The following is a 15579-nucleotide window of genomic DNA, read 5'->3' on the forward strand; positions in this document are numbered from 1 at the left end:
CTAGTCCCTGTGAATCATCTTTGTTACGCGGCTGCGGATAGCTTGCAAGCGCTCCTGGTTCGATGCTCGTTGCGAAGATATCTTTCCCAGTAAGTCGTTAGTTCCTTGGGAAATATCTGTAATTTGCTGGTCGATGGTCACTTGCAGCTTGTCAAAAACTTGAAGAGATTCTTCAGTAAAGACATCCAAGACTTCTTGTTCTCCTTCCAACAGTCCCTGCATGAATGCCAGTCCGGTAGCAACCCCAGCACCTCTACCTTGAGCTTTGCTGATTTCGGTCTTGAGTTGGACGGTGCCTGTTTTTAGGTCTTTTTCGGCTGAGCCAAGTTGTTCTATCCTTGAGACCGCATCCTTTGGAACGCTTACTGTGAGCGCGTTTTCGGTTGGACATGTTTGGACATTTTGGCTGGACGAATTGGACACTCCGTCCAAATTGCCGTCCAAATTGTCCAAATCGTCCGCCCCTTGGACATTTGACTGGACTGATTGCCCTGCAACAGGTTCAGCCGTTTTTGAGTTAGATGAGTGGACACCGTTTTGTCCGGTTTGGACATCTGATTGGACATTATTGTCCAAATCGGACGCCGGTTGGACATCTGCCTGGACTGCTTGCCCTACAACAGATTCAGGCGTTTTTGAATTAGATGGGTGGACGCCGTTTTGTCCGGTTTGGACATCTGCCTGGACTGCTTGCCCTACAACAGATTCAGCCGTTGATGAGTTATAGCAGTGGACACCGTTTTGTCCGGTTTGGACATCCGACTCCAAACCATCATCGTTTCCGTGGACATCCGACTGGAACGATTGCTCTACAACAAGTTCAGGCGCTTTTGGCTCAGATGGTTGGACACCGTTTTGGAAGAAGTGGACACTTGATTGGGGTAACGCCTTATGCTGCTGCTCCCCACTTAATTGAGCATCTCTCAATGCAGCTTCAAGCGCGGCAAGTTCGTCTGGGCTTAGAGTCCGGTCTTTGGAAACATCTACTCCTAGCACTATTTTCACGGTTTTCTTGGCTTGGTTTACCGTAATTCCGTAATTCTTGGCAAATTCAATAACTTTCATCTTTTTTACCCTGATTTGTTTTTATATATGCCTTGTAGGAAAAGTTTTCGACGTAATCCAAGTCTTCCAGTTTGGCTTCCAGTACCTTATAGGTAAGCCGCATCCCTTCGTAGATCAGCTTTCCTAGTACCCAGCATTGATATTTGTTCATGCCTGCACGGGTATATGCCCTGTTCCCTACTCTGGGGTAGTTTCCGACAAAGCCATCTATATATAAGCAAGCTAGCTGGTGATAGATATTTAAGGTCTGGCGGGATGTCCCAAGTGCTTTAGCTAGTTCGATCTTGGATGTAATTTCGTCGAGCGATTCGAGGCTGAAAGCCATGATTGCTAATGATTGTGACATTTGCTTGACAAATGTTAATTTACAGATAATTGGTTGGTAGTTGGTTGGTAGCTGATTGGTCGTTGGTTGGTTATTGATTGATTATTGATTGGTGCTTTATTGGTCTTTGATTGGTTGTTGGTTGGTTATTAATTGGTGCTTTATTGGTCTTTGATTGGTTGTTGGTTGGTTGTTGCTTGGTAGTTTATTAGTTGTTGATTGGTCATTGATTGGTTGTTGCTTGGTGCTTGTCAGTCAGTGGTGTAATAGTTTTGTTGCTTGACATTTGCACTAAAAAAATTTTTTGATGAGGGAATCGAGACTCCCAACATCACGAAACATACCTCAGCACATCGTACCCACCGCGACTGCAACGCTTGCTGTACTCGCTGACTGATGGATTGCCATCAGTGCTCACGCTACCAAGCATCTCCGAATTATGAGCGAGTCTGGCGGTGAAGCCATTTGTGCGATCGCCCTTTACTAAATACGTCTCCATGCTTTGGCACTCGCTGCACCAAAACTGTTCTAGCCAAGTTCCATCCGGCAAATAAGTTTTCTCACCGTTGCTCTCTAACTGCACACGTGGGTGGCGTACGCACGTAATCGCACGTCTTTTGGATTGTCTAGGCATATACAAATATCCCTTTAAAACTTTTTGGCGGAGGGAATTCAATCAACCTCGCTGCCTTGTTTCTACAAATTTATTCAGTTAGGTTGCGATTCAGTCTTGCTTTGCGGTTATCAGGTATTAGACCTTTTGACGTTTAATTGTCACTCTTGACTTTTAGACTAAAAAACCCCTTGAAGAAAGTCAAGAGGTTTACTGTAATTGTTACAGTAATTATTTTCTGTAAAGTTTAGTTGCGGCTTTTCAGTGATTCAACAACCAATTCTACTAATTCTGGCTCTGCGTTAGTAGCTTCAATAATTGTTCTAATTATATCAGCATAAGATAGTGTTGCTTTGTACTGTTCGGGAATGCCCTCAAAGTCCAACCCACTTCCCCAGCGCTGAATCGTATTAGCTTTAACTTTCAGCACCTTTGCCAGTAAGTCTACACACTTCTCTCTATAGCCTCTTACTTGCTCTTGGTCTGCTGTACTTTTAAACCAACGTTGGCAAAACTCTCTTGGCTCCATCTGTTTGTTCAATAAGTCATAAGGCGAAATTCTTTCCCTATTTTTCCTTACTATTAACGCCATGACTTTCACCCAATTAAATTTATTTTCTTTGTGTAAGCACAACATATTTATTTACTGTAATGTCTACAGTAAAGTAGCCATCAATATTGTATTTATAAAGGCGGTACTCAAATACAGTGGCAATACCTAATCTAGGAGTCCGGCTTGCCGTTTTAAGGTCTTTTCTATCCGCTTACGACATCAGCATAGCATCTATATAGCACATAAACAATATCAGCGCTACGCTGGTATAGTATGGATACAGTAAAACTATTTTTTTGGGAAGTGGTTAGCACCCATGCAACACTGGTACTATGAATCAGAGACAGAAATGATTGGAGGACTCGTAAATCGTATGGCAGAATTACCTTCCGGCGGTATCCCCATGTCCGAACACGACCTTGATTGGTTTCGGGTGATGACGAACATGGCTGAAAGAAGCGTCAGAGCAAATTTGGGTAGTGTACTGACTACTTTTGTAGCCAAGTGGAAAGAAGCCTATATTGAGAAAATAAATTACGAGGCTAAAAAATATGGACTGACTTTTGATGAAGTATTTGAGATTTATCGTGATTCTGCCACCCCCAAAGAAGCTCTCGAACGTAGACAGAGATTAATTGAACAAAAAGGAAACTCACAAACACAATAACGGTGCAGTTGGGTTGTGGCTTGGGCGATAGCGCTTTTAATTTCGTCTATGGTCATAAGCGCGATTAATTTTAGAGAACTGTGTCTGGAAAGCGGCTCAGTAGCTGGTTAGTTACTTTGAGGGTGCTATTGTCCCTTTGTTTGCTTCCTTTGTCGCTTATAGTTAACAGAATAGCATTTAATGGCTATAGTGGCTATAAAGTATATATAGCCGTTAATTATTGATTAGTGGCTAAATGGTAATAAGATCCTATATAACCAGTCTAGCTTTAAGTGGCTATGGTGGCTAAAGTATATACAGTTAATTATGAATGGCGAAAAAGAGCAAGAAAAAATGGTTCAAGTCCGTATAATCATGTCGGAAAAATACCGTAGGCTTTTTAAGGCTTACTGCACAGAGATAGGCACAGATATGAGCAAGAAAATTAGTGAATTCATCGAACAAGAATTAATCAAAGCCGGAAAAATAAAACAGGAAAGTTGAATAACAATAGGAATTATTGCATCAAAAACTAATGAGCGATATAGATAAAATTGAGGAGGCAAAGTAAAAGAAAGTGAAGCCATCGTCATCCAAGCACCGTATATTTTTAAACGATTATCGATATTGAAACTGCCCAAAAATTAGGATTAAAGCTAAAAGCCTTAAGAAAACTCCTACAAAAACACCAGCCCAGACCGCTTACAGTGGTTGATATCGCCAATGAAAAACAATGAAATTTTGAAGAAACTGAAATCCTGATTTAGCTAGCGGTAGTAGCAAAATTAATTACTGAAAAAATTCTCACATCAATAGGCGAAAAAGAACTGACATATACAATTTAAAGTAAAAAAACCAATGACTAACCAAGACCCTACACGATTAGACCGTATAGAAGCCGTTCAAGCTAGCCACAATCAGATCCTCAATGAATTGGCTCGAGCGCACCGTGAACTAGCCGAGTTCAGTACAAGGCAAGCCGAACGGCAGCAACAACAGCTTGACCGCCATGATGAAGTTCTTGACAGATTAGAAAACTCTATTAACCGCCAGCAAGAAACTTTAGACAGGCATGAAACAACATTAGCTCGAATAGAGAGAAGCATTGAAGCGCTCACTACCTCTACTACCGAAACAATACAACTTGTAGCTCAACAAGCAGTACGTTCAGAGCGCGATCGCCAAGCTTGGCAGGCAGAGATACGCGAAATCTGGCAGTATCTTGGCTATGAACCTCGTAATGGCAATGGAAGGAGTGAACAATGATAATGATACAAGGGCGGTTAGAAATAACAATCAAAATCAACGAATTGCCCCAAGCCAAAACTGTAGAGAACGGTTGGCAGCAATTTGACATTGAGTGTGATGGACGCATCATCACAACCACCGTCAAGCCCAAAGTTTGGAAAAAGTTGACTGATGCCCAAGCGAATTATCCGCAGTGGGTAGGTGCGATCGCCCTTCACCAAGTACATCTCCATGCTTTGGCACTCGCAGCACCAAAATTGTTCTAACCAACCTCCGTTCGACAAATAAGTTTTCTCACCGTTACTCGACAACTGCACACGTGGGTGGCGTACGCACGCGATTGCACGTCGTTTTGATTGTCTGGGCATATACAAATATCCCTTTAAAACTTTTGGAGGAGGGAATTGAATCACCTCGCTGCTTTGTTTCTATCTCGGTCTTTATTCAGTTCTCTGAGCGCTTCATGAGTATCAAGACTAGAAGGTGCGCTCTTTGGTCTATTGCTGGCGTGACTTTTTACGTCTCACTTGAATGTTAGTCTAACTAACAAGTGCTAGACTGTCAAGCACCTGTTTAAACATTCTAGTAAGTGTGGATAATGGGAGGGTAGATAACACCGGATAATATGCCTTCAAAAAAACCTCAAGTAAGTCTAAGACTGGAGCCTGATGAGTATGAGCAATTACGCTCTTGGGCAGAGTCAGAGTTTCGTACTCCGTCCGCGCTGTCAGCAATAATCATCAAAAAAACACTTAGCTCGCGCAGCCAGCCCAACCTATCAGCTAACGAACTTATTGACCAATTTAAGAAGTTTATCGCCCTGCTACTGGGTGAACACACGCGCAACGGCATTAGCTACGTACTGTTAGGACAAACGCTGGGCATCGACCCTGAAAAGCTGCACGAACTTTATTTATTAGTGCAGCAGTACAGAACAGAACGCAAAGAGAATGCAAAGCAATGATTAACACCAGACTTTTAACCGACCTTGCCGCCAACGCTAGCTTCACAACAGATGCAATTCTCATTGACATACCCAAGACCGCCAACTTCCAATCATTGATTATCTCCCTAGAAAATCATTTTGCAGTCTGGGCAAAACTTATGAACAAGAAAATGGCCGTAGTGCGATCGCAGACAGGAGGCGAAGTTAGAATACCAGCATCTCTGGCTGTACCAATGGTTGATGTCGCACCAGCGGAAAGCGAACCACAAAATCTACTCTGGTTTGCCAACGTCCCCGTATCCTTACGGGTGTTAACCGCAGCAAATGACCTAATCCAACGCCCTCGCCGTGGGGGCATTGTGCGCCTCAGCGATGAATTGCAGGTGATTTTGCACGACAGCATTAGCCTCTCTAATCCTGGGCATACCATGCAAGAGGCAACCAATTGGAGGCGCGAACAATACTGGCACCCCACTGACTTAGAGGAATTTCGCCGCTTATCACGGGCACAGAACAACATTGAATTCACTTGGCGCAGCTTTGACCCAGCGCTTGGCATGAACGATCGCACTCCCGGCAACTGGCTAGAATTCACCGTCGCGTATCAGTTATTAGAGGATGAGTTTGGCGAGTCCTTTCACTTTTTTGAAAGCCGCGACTGGCGTGAAATTGAACCACCAGTTGGCGTAACGTTACGATGACTACACGCCCGGATTAGAATTACTCTAACCCAGGCTAGCGCTGGGTTAGAGAAGGAAACTCACCTACTAAATCCGCCATTGAAACGATACTGAGCCATTGTTGAACAGGTGATCGCATCTAAATAATGAGGACTAAATGCAACAAGAACAGCGATCGCGAAAAGAGGTTAGCGATCGCGCCCATTACTTCTTTACCGTCTTTGTCTAGAACTCCAGTGACGGTATAATCACCGCACGTAGTCGTGATTGTCGTTAATCCAGTCTCTTCATCACGCATAGTCCGACTGTAAATCTTAGTCACGTGCATTCTCCAAATTTGAACAGTAATATTGAACGCCAGTTATGGGCACGCGTCGCACATCTTTTGGATTGTCTAGGCATGACAAACATCCCTTTAAAACTTTTGGCGGAGGGAATTGAATCACCTCGCTGCCTTGTTTCTACAAATCTATGATGCTGTTTTGGCGGTTAGTTGTCTGTAAAGCAATAGTCAAATGTGTAAACTTGATGTCTGCTTGTCTTGTTTCATTTTTGTTTTACAGTTACCACTCTAGCAGTTAATGGATGTAATGGATGTAATGGATTAATAAAAATTAAATATCCATTGCGTCATAAAATATAACAACATCACATAAGTCATTTAAATCCGCTACTGGATGCTATGGATATATTGGAGGTGTAGTGAGTCCAAGACCTAAAAAAGATGAAGGAACGGTGGAAATGAGAGTTTTCGTGCCAGGAGATTTACGCAATCAATTTAAGGGCAAGTGCGCTACCCAGGGTAAAACCATGAGCGAAATCATCACAGCTTTTATGCACAAATATGTTTCTGGGCAAATTAATTTGACCGAGTTAGAAGAAGGTGAAAAGTGAAATTATCAACAGTTACGGACTCGCGCAAAAATTAATATAAGTTGGTAATCCATTTAAACAAGTATGCCAGTCGCTTTCTAGGTGAAGAAAACAAATGACCCAAGACCAACCCAACCGATTGGATCGTATTGAAGCCACTCAAGCAGTCCACAGCCAAATTCTTAACGAACTGGCCGTCGCTCACAGAGAATTAACCGAATTCTCTGTACAACAAGCACAAAGAACAGAGGAGAGACTAACAAGATCCGAGCAACTTGCACAGCAAAACTCAGAGGCGATCGCCCAATTAGTAACTGCAACAAATCGTAACACCGCAGCGATCGCTCGCCATGATGAAGCTCTTACTCGCATTGAAGAACAAACGCGGCAAAATGCTGAGAATATGAGCAGACTAGAGCAACGTATGAATCAACTATCCGAGCTAGTCACAACATCAACTACCGAAACAATACAACTTGTAGCACGACAAGCAGTACAAGCAGAACGCGATCGCCAAGCTTGGCAAGAAGATCGCCAAACGTGGCAAGCAGAAATTCGCCGCATCTGGGAGTATTTGGAGCGTCAAACTGGTAATGGCAACGGGAGGAGTGAACAATGATACAAGGACGATTAGAAATCACAATCAAAATTAGCGAATTGCCCCAAGCCAAAACTGTAGAGAACGGCTGGCAGCAATTTGAAATCGATTGCGATGGACGCATTATTACAATCACCGTCAAACCCAAGATTTGGAAGAAACTTACCGACGCAGCTGCCACCTACCCTCAGTGGGTAGCAGCCATCGCAGGAAAAATGGGAGACTCAACAGAGAATGGCTTTGTATTGCTAGAACCAAATATCCAGGTTTTCGAGCGAAAGCCCAAGCCAGATCCGGCAGCGGCTAGTGTTACCTAACTTTATTGTTTCTAATTAGGAACTGATAAAAGGGGAGTAAATACATAACCGCAGTTCTTACATCGAAAGCGCTGGTGCTTGTTGCCATCAGCCAATACTTGGAAACCATTTTTTTGAAGCTCCTTTGATTTGCAGCTGGGGCATTTCAGATTCGATGGGATCGCCTGCACTCGTTGCGTCTGTTTTGGGTGTTTGGATTGCTTGGGAGGTGCACCTTGGCTACTACTAGACGTAGTACTTAATGATACATTCAATAAATCAATCGCTCGCTTCTTCGCCTCTTCAGGTCGTCGGTCATACTTAGAAGTAGTACTTGGTGATGCATGACCTGCAAGCTTGGATACTGTGACAATATCCGCTCCTAAATCTAATAAATCACCTATAAAAGTTCTTCTCAAATCATGGGGAGTAAAATGTTCTACCCCGGCGCGTTCTCCACGCCGTTCCAATGCTCGAAATATTCCCTGTTCGCTCATTCGTCTCGGTATAACTTGTTGCGCCTTATTGAAGGGATAAAATAACGGGCCTGGTTCTAGGTTGCGTACTTTCAACCAAGACTGAACTGCCCGTACTCCGGCTTGAGTCAAATATACAATTCGCTCTTTGTTCCCTTTGGCTTCACGTACAGTTAACGAGCGACTGCGCGGTTTAAAATCGCTGACATCAAGGTGTGTGACTTCACTGCGACGCAACCCTACTATCAAAACCGCTAACAGCGCCGCATCACGATAACCCAAGTTAGAGTTATCCTTTATACAATCATTCCAGAGCTTAGAAATTTCCGAGCCTGAGAGCGCCCGTCCTTTGAGTAGACTTTTACCCCGCACAGAGCCAATATCAGTTGCCCGTCCATACTCTTCGATAGACATCAACCCCAAGCGCCATGCTTCCTTCAACGTCCGCCGCAGGGCACACAACATTTTATTAGCCATCGCCGGACTGTATTTTCCCATCAGCACTGACCGTACCGCAGCAGTATGTTGGTAGCGCAACTTCGACCAATCGAGAGTAGAAGCATCACAACTGTCATCAGTTAACAACCTAGCGATCGCATTCAACGCCTCTCGCATCGTCCGCCGCGAACCCTCGCCAAGACTGTTTATGTAGACTTCAGCTGGGTGTAATATCAGCGGCACTGGTTCAGTTAACGCCAAGGAATCGGGGTTGAAATTGAAATTGGCTGCTGCGCTCTGGTTCACGTTGCTCTTGGTTGGCTGTTTTTGATGGCTTGACTACTTAAAAGCCTTCAAACATATCCTCTGGCAAATGCAGCTCTATTCACAACAATTTTTTACAGGATTTTTCATCAAAGCCGACGCTCAACCGTGGATGCTCCCGATGCGTAAAATGCGTGAGCCCTCATACTACGACAGTACAAGGGTTACACAGACACTATTTTCAACTTATCCGCGAAAATTTTCATTTTATCTGCGACTTTTTCATTTTATGTGCGAACTTACATTTTTATTCCTTTACACAATTATCTCAAAAATCATGGTTGCGAGAACACAGTTTCGGATAAGTAAATGAGTAAAGTCACGCAAAGTGAAAGTAGTAGTGTAGTCACTTGTCCCTTGGCACTGGTTGCACCGCTACCCCTAACCGAACATCCGGCGGCAGTTTATTTGTCGGGACTCTCTGCTGGGTCGCGTCCGGCGATGCGGCAAGCCTTGGATGTGATAGCGAGACTGTTAACCAACAACCTATGTGATGGTATGACTCTGGACTGGGCAGCGCTGCGCTACAAACATACTGCTGCCCTCCGCGCTGTTTTAATGGAACGTTATGCACCAGCAACAGCTAATAAAATGCTTTCTGCCTTAAGGAGAGTCCTAAAAGAAGCCTTAAGACTAGAGTTGATGGACGCTAAAGACTTTGCCCGTGCTGTTGATATTAAAAATGTCAAGGTGTCGAAGGAGTTACAGGGACGCGCTTTAACTGAAAAAGAAATTGCCGATTTAATGCAAGTGTGTTTTGATGACCCCACCCCCACTGGTTACAGAGATGCGGCACTAATTGCCATTCTGCGCGGTGCTGGACTAAGACGCTCTGAGGTGGTGAATTTAAATTTGAGTGATTTTAACTCTACAAGCAGCACTTTAAAAGTGTGGGGTGCGAAAGGCGGGAAAGACCGCACTGTGTATTTACCGGATGCTGCAATTGGGGTAGTGTCAGATTGGATTGATGTTAGAGGTGGGGGTGCTGGCCCCTTGCTGTGTCATATTAATAAAGCTGGTTGCGTGGTCTTACGAAAACTAACGCCCCAGGCGGTGCTGTTCATTTTGCAAAAACGCGGTGAACAGGCTCTTGTGAGTGACTTTTCTGCTCATGATTTTAGGAGAACTTTTATATCAGAACTATTAGACTCTGGGGCAGATATTTCCACAGTGCAACGGTTGGCTGGACACGCAAGCCCTGAATTGACCGCCAGATATGACCGACGCGGTGAACAGACTAAGCGTCGTGCTGTCCAGGCGCTCAGTATCCCTGGTTCGAGGAAAAAGAGGTAGCTGTAGCGATCGCCTCCGTTTTCCAAGAGAACTAAGTGTGATGGCGCTATTCCTCTCCTGCATAAAGAGCGATCGCTCATTTAACCGGATGATAGAGCTTATCTTTCTCATTCAACCGCCACGCATATTTACTGGGGTCGCGGTCTTTGCACCACATTTCAAAATCTTTGGCGCTCAAAGTTGTACGTTTTTCAGTAAGCGTTGAGAATGTGGTATTAAGGCGCATTGCCAGGTCTTTTTCCTCAAAGGGTTGCAACTGTGGTGGTTGCGAATTGTACTGGTAGGGGTAGCCGCTTGATTTATAACGTGACCTTGATGCATTAACGCTCGATTGCATTTGCATTAATGCTCCTTCAAATCGTGCGAGTTTGTTAGATAATTCTTCGAGTTTGGCTTCTACTGAAGTTAACCTGGTTTCTTGTTGGGCATTGTTGCTTGAGCCAATACTTTCTTGGAAACGAAAAAACTCTTCTTCCAATTGATACAAGCGAATTTCTACACTCGCTTCTGTACCTGGTACATCCCCCAAAATGTGATGCAGCCCTTGAATCACCAAATCTGTGGCAGTGGTCTTACGTTCCCTGGCAGCTTTGCGTAGTGCTTGGGCTAGGGTTTTGGGCAGCTTGAAGTTGATTGATTCGCGCTCAGTTCGGGTCATGTCTACACTAATGTATGTACCGCGTGTAGAAATTGTACAGCTGGGTGGGGGTACTCAAAATTTCTGACGTGCCAAATCGTCAAAAACGTTAACGTGACGCTCATTAAAAGCGTTCAATCTCTACACGAGAGGGAGTTAATTGAGTACTTGGGAGAAAATCAGTAGTTTTTGCCAGCCTAGAGAGAAACAAGACATGAAGGGCAGTTAAATGTAAAATTCGATACAATATTGTTAGATAAAACGGTTCTTCTTAGAATTTCTATTCTGAGGATGGATCTATGAAAATCCGCTCTGACGATAAATTTAACTCCCTGCTCTTCCGGAATTATCCGCACCAAGACGGTTATGAGTACTGGCAGAAGTTCGTAAACAGGCTCAGCCATATTCACAAGTCACTGGTAGCTGATGTATCAGATCGGCAACATCCCCACTTGCGTAATAATCTCAATTTAGAAGATGTCCGTGATGTTTATCGAGGACTTGAGGAATACGATTTCCCGATCTACTGGGTCAAGCAAAAACTCACTCTAGACTTGCTTCAGAAGCCTAGCAAAAAGAGGCAGACCTGGACACAAATCAAGTTGCCCATGCCAGCCGCCAGCTTTTTCATTCACGAAGATACCCTTACGAGCAGCAGTGGTAGTTCACTTTTAGTTCTGAGCTATGCCCAACAGCCTGATGGGAGTATCGCTATGTTTGGCTATGCTCATGACGCGAAAGACGATATTTGTGGCAGGATTTACAAGAGCGATGTTGTGGATCACGTGAAGGCAGGCAGTGAAGAGTTTGTGCTGAAAACTTGGGAACTGTTGGCACAACTGCTACGCTTTTGGGCAAAACACCGAGAGTCAATGACTGCCGAACCCGTACAGCATCACCACAATGAGAGGGGTGATCATACCTGGAACATCAACTGGATTGATGACAAAGTTTCAAAGCGAACTGAACCCATAGGAGACCATACCAGCCCTAAGACTCATTGGAGACGAGGACACTGGAGGAACCAACCTTGCGGACTAGGGATGAAAGAACACAAGTTGATTTGGATTAATCCTATTTTGGTCAATTCGTCTCCCGAATAGTACTACAAAAAGGTAGAGGCAGCCGTCCTTGTGCAGCCTGCACATCGTCATCGCCAGTTCTGGGAGAAAAGGACGATTGCTGCTGTTAGGTGTGCGATCGCACTTACAACCTGTATACTTTGTAAGAATTTTGCAATACTTGCTTTCTTCTTTGTGCTACCTAGTGGTATTTGATATAAGGGCGAGTCCTTACTAGAGCTGCTAAAAGGAGAGTTCACAAAAAAAGCAAAGTTGATAACCAATAGTCAGTTGTCAGTTAATTGCCGCGCCTGATTTAAGTTTCTACAACTTTGGTAGAAAGCCCAGCCAAGGCACCACTTGGGGTTTCACCAATTATATAAACATCAATTTCAATTCTGCCTAAGCGATACACAATCGGGTTAGCTAAGTTCAATTTAATTGTCTGCACCAGTGCTTTAAATTTGGCTACCATCTGTTTTTCTTCGTCGCCGTGCCAATCTTCGTCAGTTGTGGCTGCACTAAAGAAGTTGTCCACACTAATAGTTTCAATTGGGGAGTCTGAAGAATGACCCATTCGCTGCACAACTTCTTGAGGTGTTATGCGTGCAGCACCTGACCACAAGAAAACTTCAAATGGGTACTCAGATTCACTCATCATGAGTAAACCATTAGCTGCTGCTTTTAGTTGGTCAACAATTTGGGTGTCTGTCATAATCAGTAGATAGTGCGATCGCTCTACACGCTATCATCCATCCACCCGCACTCACAATCCCAATGCACCCGTGCTGTATAGTCTCGGTTCATCTCAACGCCACACTGAGGACACTTGCCAGTAAACATTGGGTGCGTGTCCAGTAACCAAAGCTGTTCCTCCCTCGTCCAGCGCTGCGGCGGCTGAATAATTTCCTCGCCGTTATAGGTCACACGCTCTATTACCAGTTCCGAATCAATATACCTTGCCCCTTGGGGTTCCCACAGTTCTTGGTCATCACCAATACCCAAAAAATCCACGAACTGCTTACCCTCTAGTTCGGGGTCAGGACGGAAATCAAGACAGGTGTTTGCTGCTGGGCCTGTGGGATGGACAGCACAGACAACATGGGGGTTATGGGAGTAGAACTGGCAGCTAGCGCACTCTTTGATTTTTGGCATAGTACCAGTTTAATTCCTTGCACGAGTGCGACGCACCTACCCGTTTTTGTTATTCTATATCTGTACACCACTTTTATAGATTTATTGTTTACACTTATGGCAGGAAGAAAAAAACTAGACCGCGTAAATTTACATGCACGAGTTGCACCAGGGACGGGGGATAAGCTCAAAGAAATCGCGCAATTACTGGGCTATACCTACGACAATGAAGGTTCAACAGGTCAATTACTTGATGCGATCGCGTCAGGTGAACTAATATTAATCGCTACTAAAAATAGAAGTAATGCTAGTAAAAGTGGTTAAGTTTTTGACGTAAAAGTGGTTTAAAATAAATCTGGGGACGTTGCGTGTCCCCAGTTACCAAATAAAGGAGGTGATTGATTGAGCAAAAATGGTAACGGTCATCGAGGTTTTTGGAACCCGGTTAAAGTCTTTATCCGTTTAATCCAAGGAGTTTGGAAAAAGCGCTTTGGAAGTATCGGGGGAAACCTACCTCGTAGACTCGGAAGTTGTCAGAGATGACCTGGACGATATTGCAGACGAGCCAGATTCTCAAGACAACGTTGATAACTAACATATAGTTAGTAGCCCCTAGTATCCTGCTAGGGGCTTTACTCTAAATTAAAACCTAGTTTGATTATGGCAGATTCCAACACCGCAATTGTTTGTCCTGTTTATTATCAAATTATTCAGCGCCGAGGTAACGGCTGGGCTTTTAAGCATGGTGAGCCATTTATTAACTTATTTAACGCCCCGAATTTGTCACCGGAAGAAGAGTTTGCAGCTTTTGGCACTTCTATGAAGAAAGTCGCCATTGAACTATTCCGCATCAACGGCGGCAAGCAGGGCTATTACATAGCGAATATCTTGGATAAAAAATACTACTACTGCGGTACTGAGTGGGAGGATGTGAAAGTCAAGTTAAGGGAGTTGGGAATTGGTAGACCAGACCCAATGGAAGCATGAAGACATAACAACTTGAATTAAGTCTAAAAAAATTAGTTGCTCTACTTGTATTCTTGGCTTTATTTAGTCTAATTTCAAATATTTAGAGACATAGTTTTCTCTTTTTTATTGTGAGGAGAATATGAAAATAAAAATATCTGACCTTAACATTCCTGAAGCTAACGACGACATTGAAGAATTGTCTCAAACTGAACAATTCAGTGTCAAAGGTGGATTACTTCCCTTAATTGTTGGGGTTGCCCTTCTTCTATATTCACCAAAAGCCTATTAGAGAAGGGATCATTTGTCTAAAAATGTAGGGAATATCCTCTTCTCAAAGTAGTGGGAAGGGGTATAACCTACTGTTTGAGCGTAGATTAGCTTGTACTGTTGTCATTTTTATAAGCCTTTGTGCGATCGCACTTCTTGATTTTCGGCATAGCACCAGTATATTGTGTGTCCAGTCGGGGCGATCGCATTCTGTCGGTATAGCACCTGTTTTAGAAATCATTCGCACAGCAGTCCACAAGTTTTGGAGCAATAGTTGCAGCCCAGCCAATAGAAAACTTGCTCAACTTAAAGAATGGTGCAGCCGGTAGATGTCCGACGGGAGCCTCCAGGCTAAAAATAAGGTCAGAATATTGCCGCCAGTCTAACGAAACCATTACTTAATGCCCATCTCAAGAACCCATCAGCAAACTTAACTGACATAGAAGTAACTGATGTGATGCACCCACTATTTGGGCGAAGGTTTGCAGTGATATCCATATCAACCCCGCCAAGTGGTGAGGGTCATGCGGTAGTAGCCTATCGAGGTCATATGCGCTTACGCATTCCTTTATCAGCAACCCAATTAGCTCTCCCAAAACAGTATTTACGTACTAAGCTCACATTAGAGAGTGTGACTGAGTTAGTCACGTTAGCCAAACAATGTGAGGTTTTATGTCAATCCCACCCCGTGAGATCTGGGAACGCCTCACCCCAGCACTCCAAGAAGTAATCACAGACGAACTACAAACCGTCTTCCAGGAGGTAATTTATGAGTACCTCAGAGCTAGTAACACTCCAACACCTGAACCGCAAAGCGATAATCTACATTCGTCAGTCTACCCCCACATCAATTAATCAGCAATCAGGAGAGTTTGCGTCTGCAATACGCTCTGCGTCAGCGAGCTATAGAACTGGGCTGGTCGGATAATAACATTGAGGTAATTGACACTGATCTAGGTATTACCGCCGCCAGCGCAGAACAGCGACCAGGCTTTAAAGAACTGTTAGCCCAGGTAACTTTAGGATTAGTAGGGATTATCCTCTCTTATGATGTTACTCGCCTGTCACGTAATTGCTCAGATTGGTATCCCTTGCTGGACTTGTGTGGTTACAGAGGGTTGTTTGATTGCTGACAGA

At 44.0% G+C, this 15579-nt stretch carries 25 protein-coding genes; 16 read left to right on the forward strand and 9 right to left on the reverse strand.

Annotated elements, in window-relative coordinates; all coding sequences use genetic code 11:
* From FIS9605_RS0131560 to FIS9605_RS38975, 4 genes are all read right to left on the reverse strand, one after another.
* The gene (locus tag FIS9605_RS0131560) at nt 1-1065 is read right to left on the reverse strand and encodes a hypothetical protein (RefSeq protein ID WP_026736096.1); all 1065 of its coding nucleotides are present in this window, start codon (nt 1063-1065) and stop codon (nt 1-3) included.
* Nucleotides 1052-1411 carry a hypothetical protein gene (locus tag FIS9605_RS0131565; RefSeq protein WP_082209915.1) on the reverse strand — a complete coding sequence of 120 codons (360 nt, stop codon included), beginning with the start codon at nt 1409-1411 and terminating at the stop codon, nt 1052-1054. The genes FIS9605_RS0131560 and FIS9605_RS0131565 overlap by 14 nt, the downstream gene beginning before the upstream one ends.
* A 310-nt stretch (nt 1412-1721) precedes the next feature.
* The gene (locus tag FIS9605_RS43440) at nt 1722-2024 is read right to left on the reverse strand and encodes a hypothetical protein (protein ID WP_155960619.1); all 303 of its coding nucleotides are present in this window, start codon (nt 2022-2024) and stop codon (nt 1722-1724) included.
* 226 nt (nt 2025-2250) lie between these two features.
* A complete protein-coding gene (locus FIS9605_RS38975; protein WP_155960620.1) occupies nt 2251-2595 on the reverse strand; it encodes a hypothetical protein in 345 nt (114 codons plus the stop codon).
* A gap of 277 nt (nt 2596-2872) precedes the next feature.
* On the opposite strand from FIS9605_RS38975, the gene FIS9605_RS0131575 reads away from it, so the two are divergent.
* From FIS9605_RS0131575 to FIS9605_RS0131600, 6 genes are all read left to right on the forward strand, one after another.
* A complete protein-coding gene (locus FIS9605_RS0131575) occupies nt 2873-3223 on the forward strand; it encodes a hypothetical protein (RefSeq protein ID WP_026736098.1) in 351 nt (116 codons plus the stop codon).
* Between the two features lie 306 nt (nt 3224-3529).
* A complete protein-coding gene (locus tag FIS9605_RS43445) occupies nt 3530-3706 on the forward strand; it encodes a hypothetical protein (protein WP_155960621.1) in 177 nt (58 codons plus the stop codon).
* Nucleotides 3707-4060: 354 nt separating this feature from the next.
* Nucleotides 4061-4468, forward strand: a complete 408-nt coding sequence (locus FIS9605_RS0131585) for a hypothetical protein (RefSeq protein WP_026736099.1) — start codon at nt 4061-4063, stop codon at nt 4466-4468.
* Nucleotides 4465-4716, forward strand: a complete 252-nt coding sequence (locus FIS9605_RS38980) for a hypothetical protein (RefSeq protein WP_231510531.1) — start codon at nt 4465-4467, stop codon at nt 4714-4716. The genes FIS9605_RS0131585 and FIS9605_RS38980 overlap by 4 nt, the downstream gene beginning before the upstream one ends.
* Before the next feature lie 359 nt (nt 4717-5075).
* Nucleotides 5076-5414: a hypothetical protein gene (locus FIS9605_RS0131595; protein WP_026736100.1), complete on the forward strand. Its 339-nt coding sequence runs from the start codon at nt 5076-5078 to the stop codon at nt 5412-5414.
* Nucleotides 5411-6097 (forward strand): hypothetical protein, encoded by a 687-nt coding sequence (locus FIS9605_RS0131600; RefSeq protein ID WP_026736101.1) that lies wholly within the window; start codon nt 5411-5413, stop codon nt 6095-6097. The genes FIS9605_RS0131595 and FIS9605_RS0131600 overlap by 4 nt, the downstream gene beginning before the upstream one ends.
* 118 nt (nt 6098-6215) lie before the next feature.
* Here FIS9605_RS0131600 and FIS9605_RS43450 read toward each other — a convergent pair whose 3' ends face one another.
* Nucleotides 6216-6398 (reverse strand): hypothetical protein, encoded by a 183-nt coding sequence (locus FIS9605_RS43450; RefSeq protein ID WP_155960622.1) that lies wholly within the window; start codon nt 6396-6398, stop codon nt 6216-6218.
* Nucleotides 6399-6778: 380 nt separating this feature from the next.
* Between FIS9605_RS43450 and FIS9605_RS38985 the strand changes: the two genes are divergently transcribed.
* From FIS9605_RS38985 to FIS9605_RS0131620, 3 genes are all read left to right on the forward strand, one after another.
* Nucleotides 6779-6970: a copy number control protein gene (locus FIS9605_RS38985; protein ID WP_231510532.1), complete on the forward strand. Its 192-nt coding sequence runs from the start codon at nt 6779-6781 to the stop codon at nt 6968-6970.
* Between the two features lie 94 nt (nt 6971-7064).
* Nucleotides 7065-7568 carry a hypothetical protein gene (locus FIS9605_RS0131615; protein WP_026736102.1) on the forward strand — a complete coding sequence of 168 codons (504 nt, stop codon included), beginning with the start codon at nt 7065-7067 and terminating at the stop codon, nt 7566-7568.
* Nucleotides 7565-7864 carry a fertility inhibition FinO-like protein gene (locus FIS9605_RS0131620; protein WP_026736103.1) on the forward strand — a complete coding sequence of 100 codons (300 nt, stop codon included), beginning with the start codon at nt 7565-7567 and terminating at the stop codon, nt 7862-7864. Before FIS9605_RS0131615 ends, FIS9605_RS0131620 begins: the two co-directional genes overlap by 4 nt.
* Before the next feature lie 11 nt (nt 7865-7875).
* Here FIS9605_RS0131620 and FIS9605_RS0131625 read toward each other — a convergent pair whose 3' ends face one another.
* Nucleotides 7876-9063: a tyrosine-type recombinase/integrase gene (locus FIS9605_RS0131625; RefSeq protein WP_026736104.1), complete on the reverse strand. Its 1188-nt coding sequence runs from the start codon at nt 9061-9063 to the stop codon at nt 7876-7878.
* 327 nt (nt 9064-9390) lie between these two features.
* Here FIS9605_RS0131625 and FIS9605_RS0131630 point away from each other — a divergent pair, with 327 nt between their 5' ends.
* Entirely contained in the window at nt 9391-10374 is a 984-nt protein-coding gene (locus FIS9605_RS0131630; RefSeq protein ID WP_026736105.1) for a tyrosine-type recombinase/integrase, read from the forward strand.
* 76 nt (nt 10375-10450) lie between these two features.
* Here FIS9605_RS0131630 and FIS9605_RS0131635 read toward each other — a convergent pair whose 3' ends face one another.
* A complete protein-coding gene (locus FIS9605_RS0131635) occupies nt 10451-11032 on the reverse strand; it encodes a hypothetical protein (protein WP_026736106.1) in 582 nt (193 codons plus the stop codon).
* Nucleotides 11033-11310: 278 nt separating this feature from the next.
* Here FIS9605_RS0131635 and FIS9605_RS0131640 point away from each other — a divergent pair, with 278 nt between their 5' ends.
* The gene (locus tag FIS9605_RS0131640; protein ID WP_026736107.1) at nt 11311-12114 is read left to right on the forward strand and encodes a hypothetical protein; all 804 of its coding nucleotides are present in this window, start codon (nt 11311-11313) and stop codon (nt 12112-12114) included.
* 274 nt (nt 12115-12388) lie between these two features.
* Here the strand turns inward: FIS9605_RS0131640 and FIS9605_RS0131645 are convergent, their stop codons facing one another.
* Nucleotides 12389-12787, reverse strand: coding sequence for a nuclease A inhibitor family protein (locus FIS9605_RS0131645; RefSeq protein ID WP_026736108.1), 399 nt, complete (start codon nt 12785-12787; stop codon nt 12389-12391).
* A gap of 23 nt (nt 12788-12810) precedes the next feature.
* Entirely contained in the window at nt 12811-13227 is a 417-nt protein-coding gene (locus tag FIS9605_RS0131650) for a hypothetical protein (protein WP_026736109.1), read from the reverse strand.
* Between the two features lie 96 nt (nt 13228-13323).
* Between FIS9605_RS0131650 and FIS9605_RS0131655 the strand changes: the two genes are divergently transcribed.
* The 5 genes from FIS9605_RS0131655 to FIS9605_RS45705 all read left to right on the forward strand — a co-directional run bounded on the left by FIS9605_RS0131655 (nt 13324) and on the right by FIS9605_RS45705 (nt 15575).
* Nucleotides 13324-13530 carry a hypothetical protein gene (locus FIS9605_RS0131655; protein WP_026736110.1) on the forward strand — a complete coding sequence of 69 codons (207 nt, stop codon included), beginning with the start codon at nt 13324-13326 and terminating at the stop codon, nt 13528-13530.
* 336 nt (nt 13531-13866) lie between these two features.
* Nucleotides 13867-14193 carry a hypothetical protein gene (locus tag FIS9605_RS0131660; protein WP_026736111.1) on the forward strand — a complete coding sequence of 109 codons (327 nt, stop codon included), beginning with the start codon at nt 13867-13869 and terminating at the stop codon, nt 14191-14193.
* A 121-nt stretch (nt 14194-14314) separates the two neighbouring features.
* Nucleotides 14315-14464 (forward strand): hypothetical protein, encoded by a 150-nt coding sequence (locus FIS9605_RS43455; RefSeq protein ID WP_155960624.1) that lies wholly within the window; start codon nt 14315-14317, stop codon nt 14462-14464.
* A 650-nt stretch (nt 14465-15114) separates the two neighbouring features.
* Entirely contained in the window at nt 15115-15297 is a 183-nt protein-coding gene (locus FIS9605_RS45700; protein WP_231510533.1) for a hypothetical protein, read from the forward strand.
* 17 nt (nt 15298-15314) lie between these two features.
* Nucleotides 15315-15575 carry a recombinase family protein gene (locus FIS9605_RS45705; RefSeq protein ID WP_231510534.1) on the forward strand — a complete coding sequence of 87 codons (261 nt, stop codon included), beginning with the start codon at nt 15315-15317 and terminating at the stop codon, nt 15573-15575.
* Nucleotides 15576-15579 lie beyond the last annotated feature (4 nt).

It is taken from the genome of Fischerella sp. PCC 9605 (assembly GCF_000517105.1).
GTDB lineage: Bacteria > Cyanobacteriota > Cyanobacteriia > Cyanobacteriales > Nostocaceae > PCC9605.

Bases quoted from the DNA above. Each gene is read 5' to 3' on its own strand.
- FIS9605_RS0131620 (WP_026736103.1), top strand. From the start codon at position 7,565: ATGATACAAGGACGATTAGAAATCACAATCAAAATTAGCGAATTGCCC.
- FIS9605_RS0131655 (WP_026736110.1), top strand. From the start codon at position 13,324: ATGGCAGGAAGAAAAAAACTAGACCGCGTAAATTTACATGCACGAGTT.
- FIS9605_RS43455 (WP_155960624.1), top strand. From the start codon at position 14,315: ATGAAAATAAAAATATCTGACCTTAACATTCCTGAAGCTAACGACGAC.
- FIS9605_RS0131630 (WP_026736105.1), top strand. From the start codon at position 9,391: ATGAGTAAAGTCACGCAAAGTGAAAGTAGTAGTGTAGTCACTTGTCCC.
- FIS9605_RS0131615 (WP_026736102.1), top strand. From the start codon at position 7,065: ATGACCCAAGACCAACCCAACCGATTGGATCGTATTGAAGCCACTCAA.
- FIS9605_RS0131650 (WP_026736109.1), bottom strand. From the start codon at position 13,227: ATGCCAAAAATCAAAGAGTGCGCTAGCTGCCAGTTCTACTCCCATAAC.
- FIS9605_RS0131645 (WP_026736108.1), bottom strand. From the start codon at position 12,787: ATGACAGACACCCAAATTGTTGACCAACTAAAAGCAGCAGCTAATGGT.
- FIS9605_RS38975 (WP_155960620.1), bottom strand. From the start codon at position 2,595: ATGGCGTTAATAGTAAGGAAAAATAGGGAAAGAATTTCGCCTTATGAC.
- FIS9605_RS0131635 (WP_026736106.1), bottom strand. From the start codon at position 11,032: ATGACCCGAACTGAGCGCGAATCAATCAACTTCAAGCTGCCCAAAACC.
- FIS9605_RS43440 (WP_155960619.1), bottom strand. From the start codon at position 2,024: ATGCCTAGACAATCCAAAAGACGTGCGATTACGTGCGTACGCCACCCA.
- FIS9605_RS45700 (WP_231510533.1), top strand. From the start codon at position 15,115: ATGTCAATCCCACCCCGTGAGATCTGGGAACGCCTCACCCCAGCACTC.
- FIS9605_RS0131560 (WP_026736096.1), bottom strand. From the start codon at position 1,065: ATGAAAGTTATTGAATTTGCCAAGAATTACGGAATTACGGTAAACCAA.
- FIS9605_RS38980 (WP_231510531.1), top strand. From the start codon at position 4,465: ATGATAATGATACAAGGGCGGTTAGAAATAACAATCAAAATCAACGAA.
- FIS9605_RS43445 (WP_155960621.1), top strand. From the start codon at position 3,530: ATGAATGGCGAAAAAGAGCAAGAAAAAATGGTTCAAGTCCGTATAATC.
- FIS9605_RS0131575 (WP_026736098.1), top strand. From the start codon at position 2,873: ATGCAACACTGGTACTATGAATCAGAGACAGAAATGATTGGAGGACTC.
- FIS9605_RS0131595 (WP_026736100.1), top strand. From the start codon at position 5,076: ATGCCTTCAAAAAAACCTCAAGTAAGTCTAAGACTGGAGCCTGATGAG.
- FIS9605_RS0131660 (WP_026736111.1), top strand. From the start codon at position 13,867: ATGGCAGATTCCAACACCGCAATTGTTTGTCCTGTTTATTATCAAATT.
- FIS9605_RS0131585 (WP_026736099.1), top strand. From the start codon at position 4,061: ATGACTAACCAAGACCCTACACGATTAGACCGTATAGAAGCCGTTCAA.
- FIS9605_RS0131565 (WP_082209915.1), bottom strand. From the start codon at position 1,411: ATGTCACAATCATTAGCAATCATGGCTTTCAGCCTCGAATCGCTCGAC.
- FIS9605_RS0131600 (WP_026736101.1), top strand. From the start codon at position 5,411: ATGATTAACACCAGACTTTTAACCGACCTTGCCGCCAACGCTAGCTTC.
- FIS9605_RS0131640 (WP_026736107.1), top strand. From the start codon at position 11,311: ATGAAAATCCGCTCTGACGATAAATTTAACTCCCTGCTCTTCCGGAAT.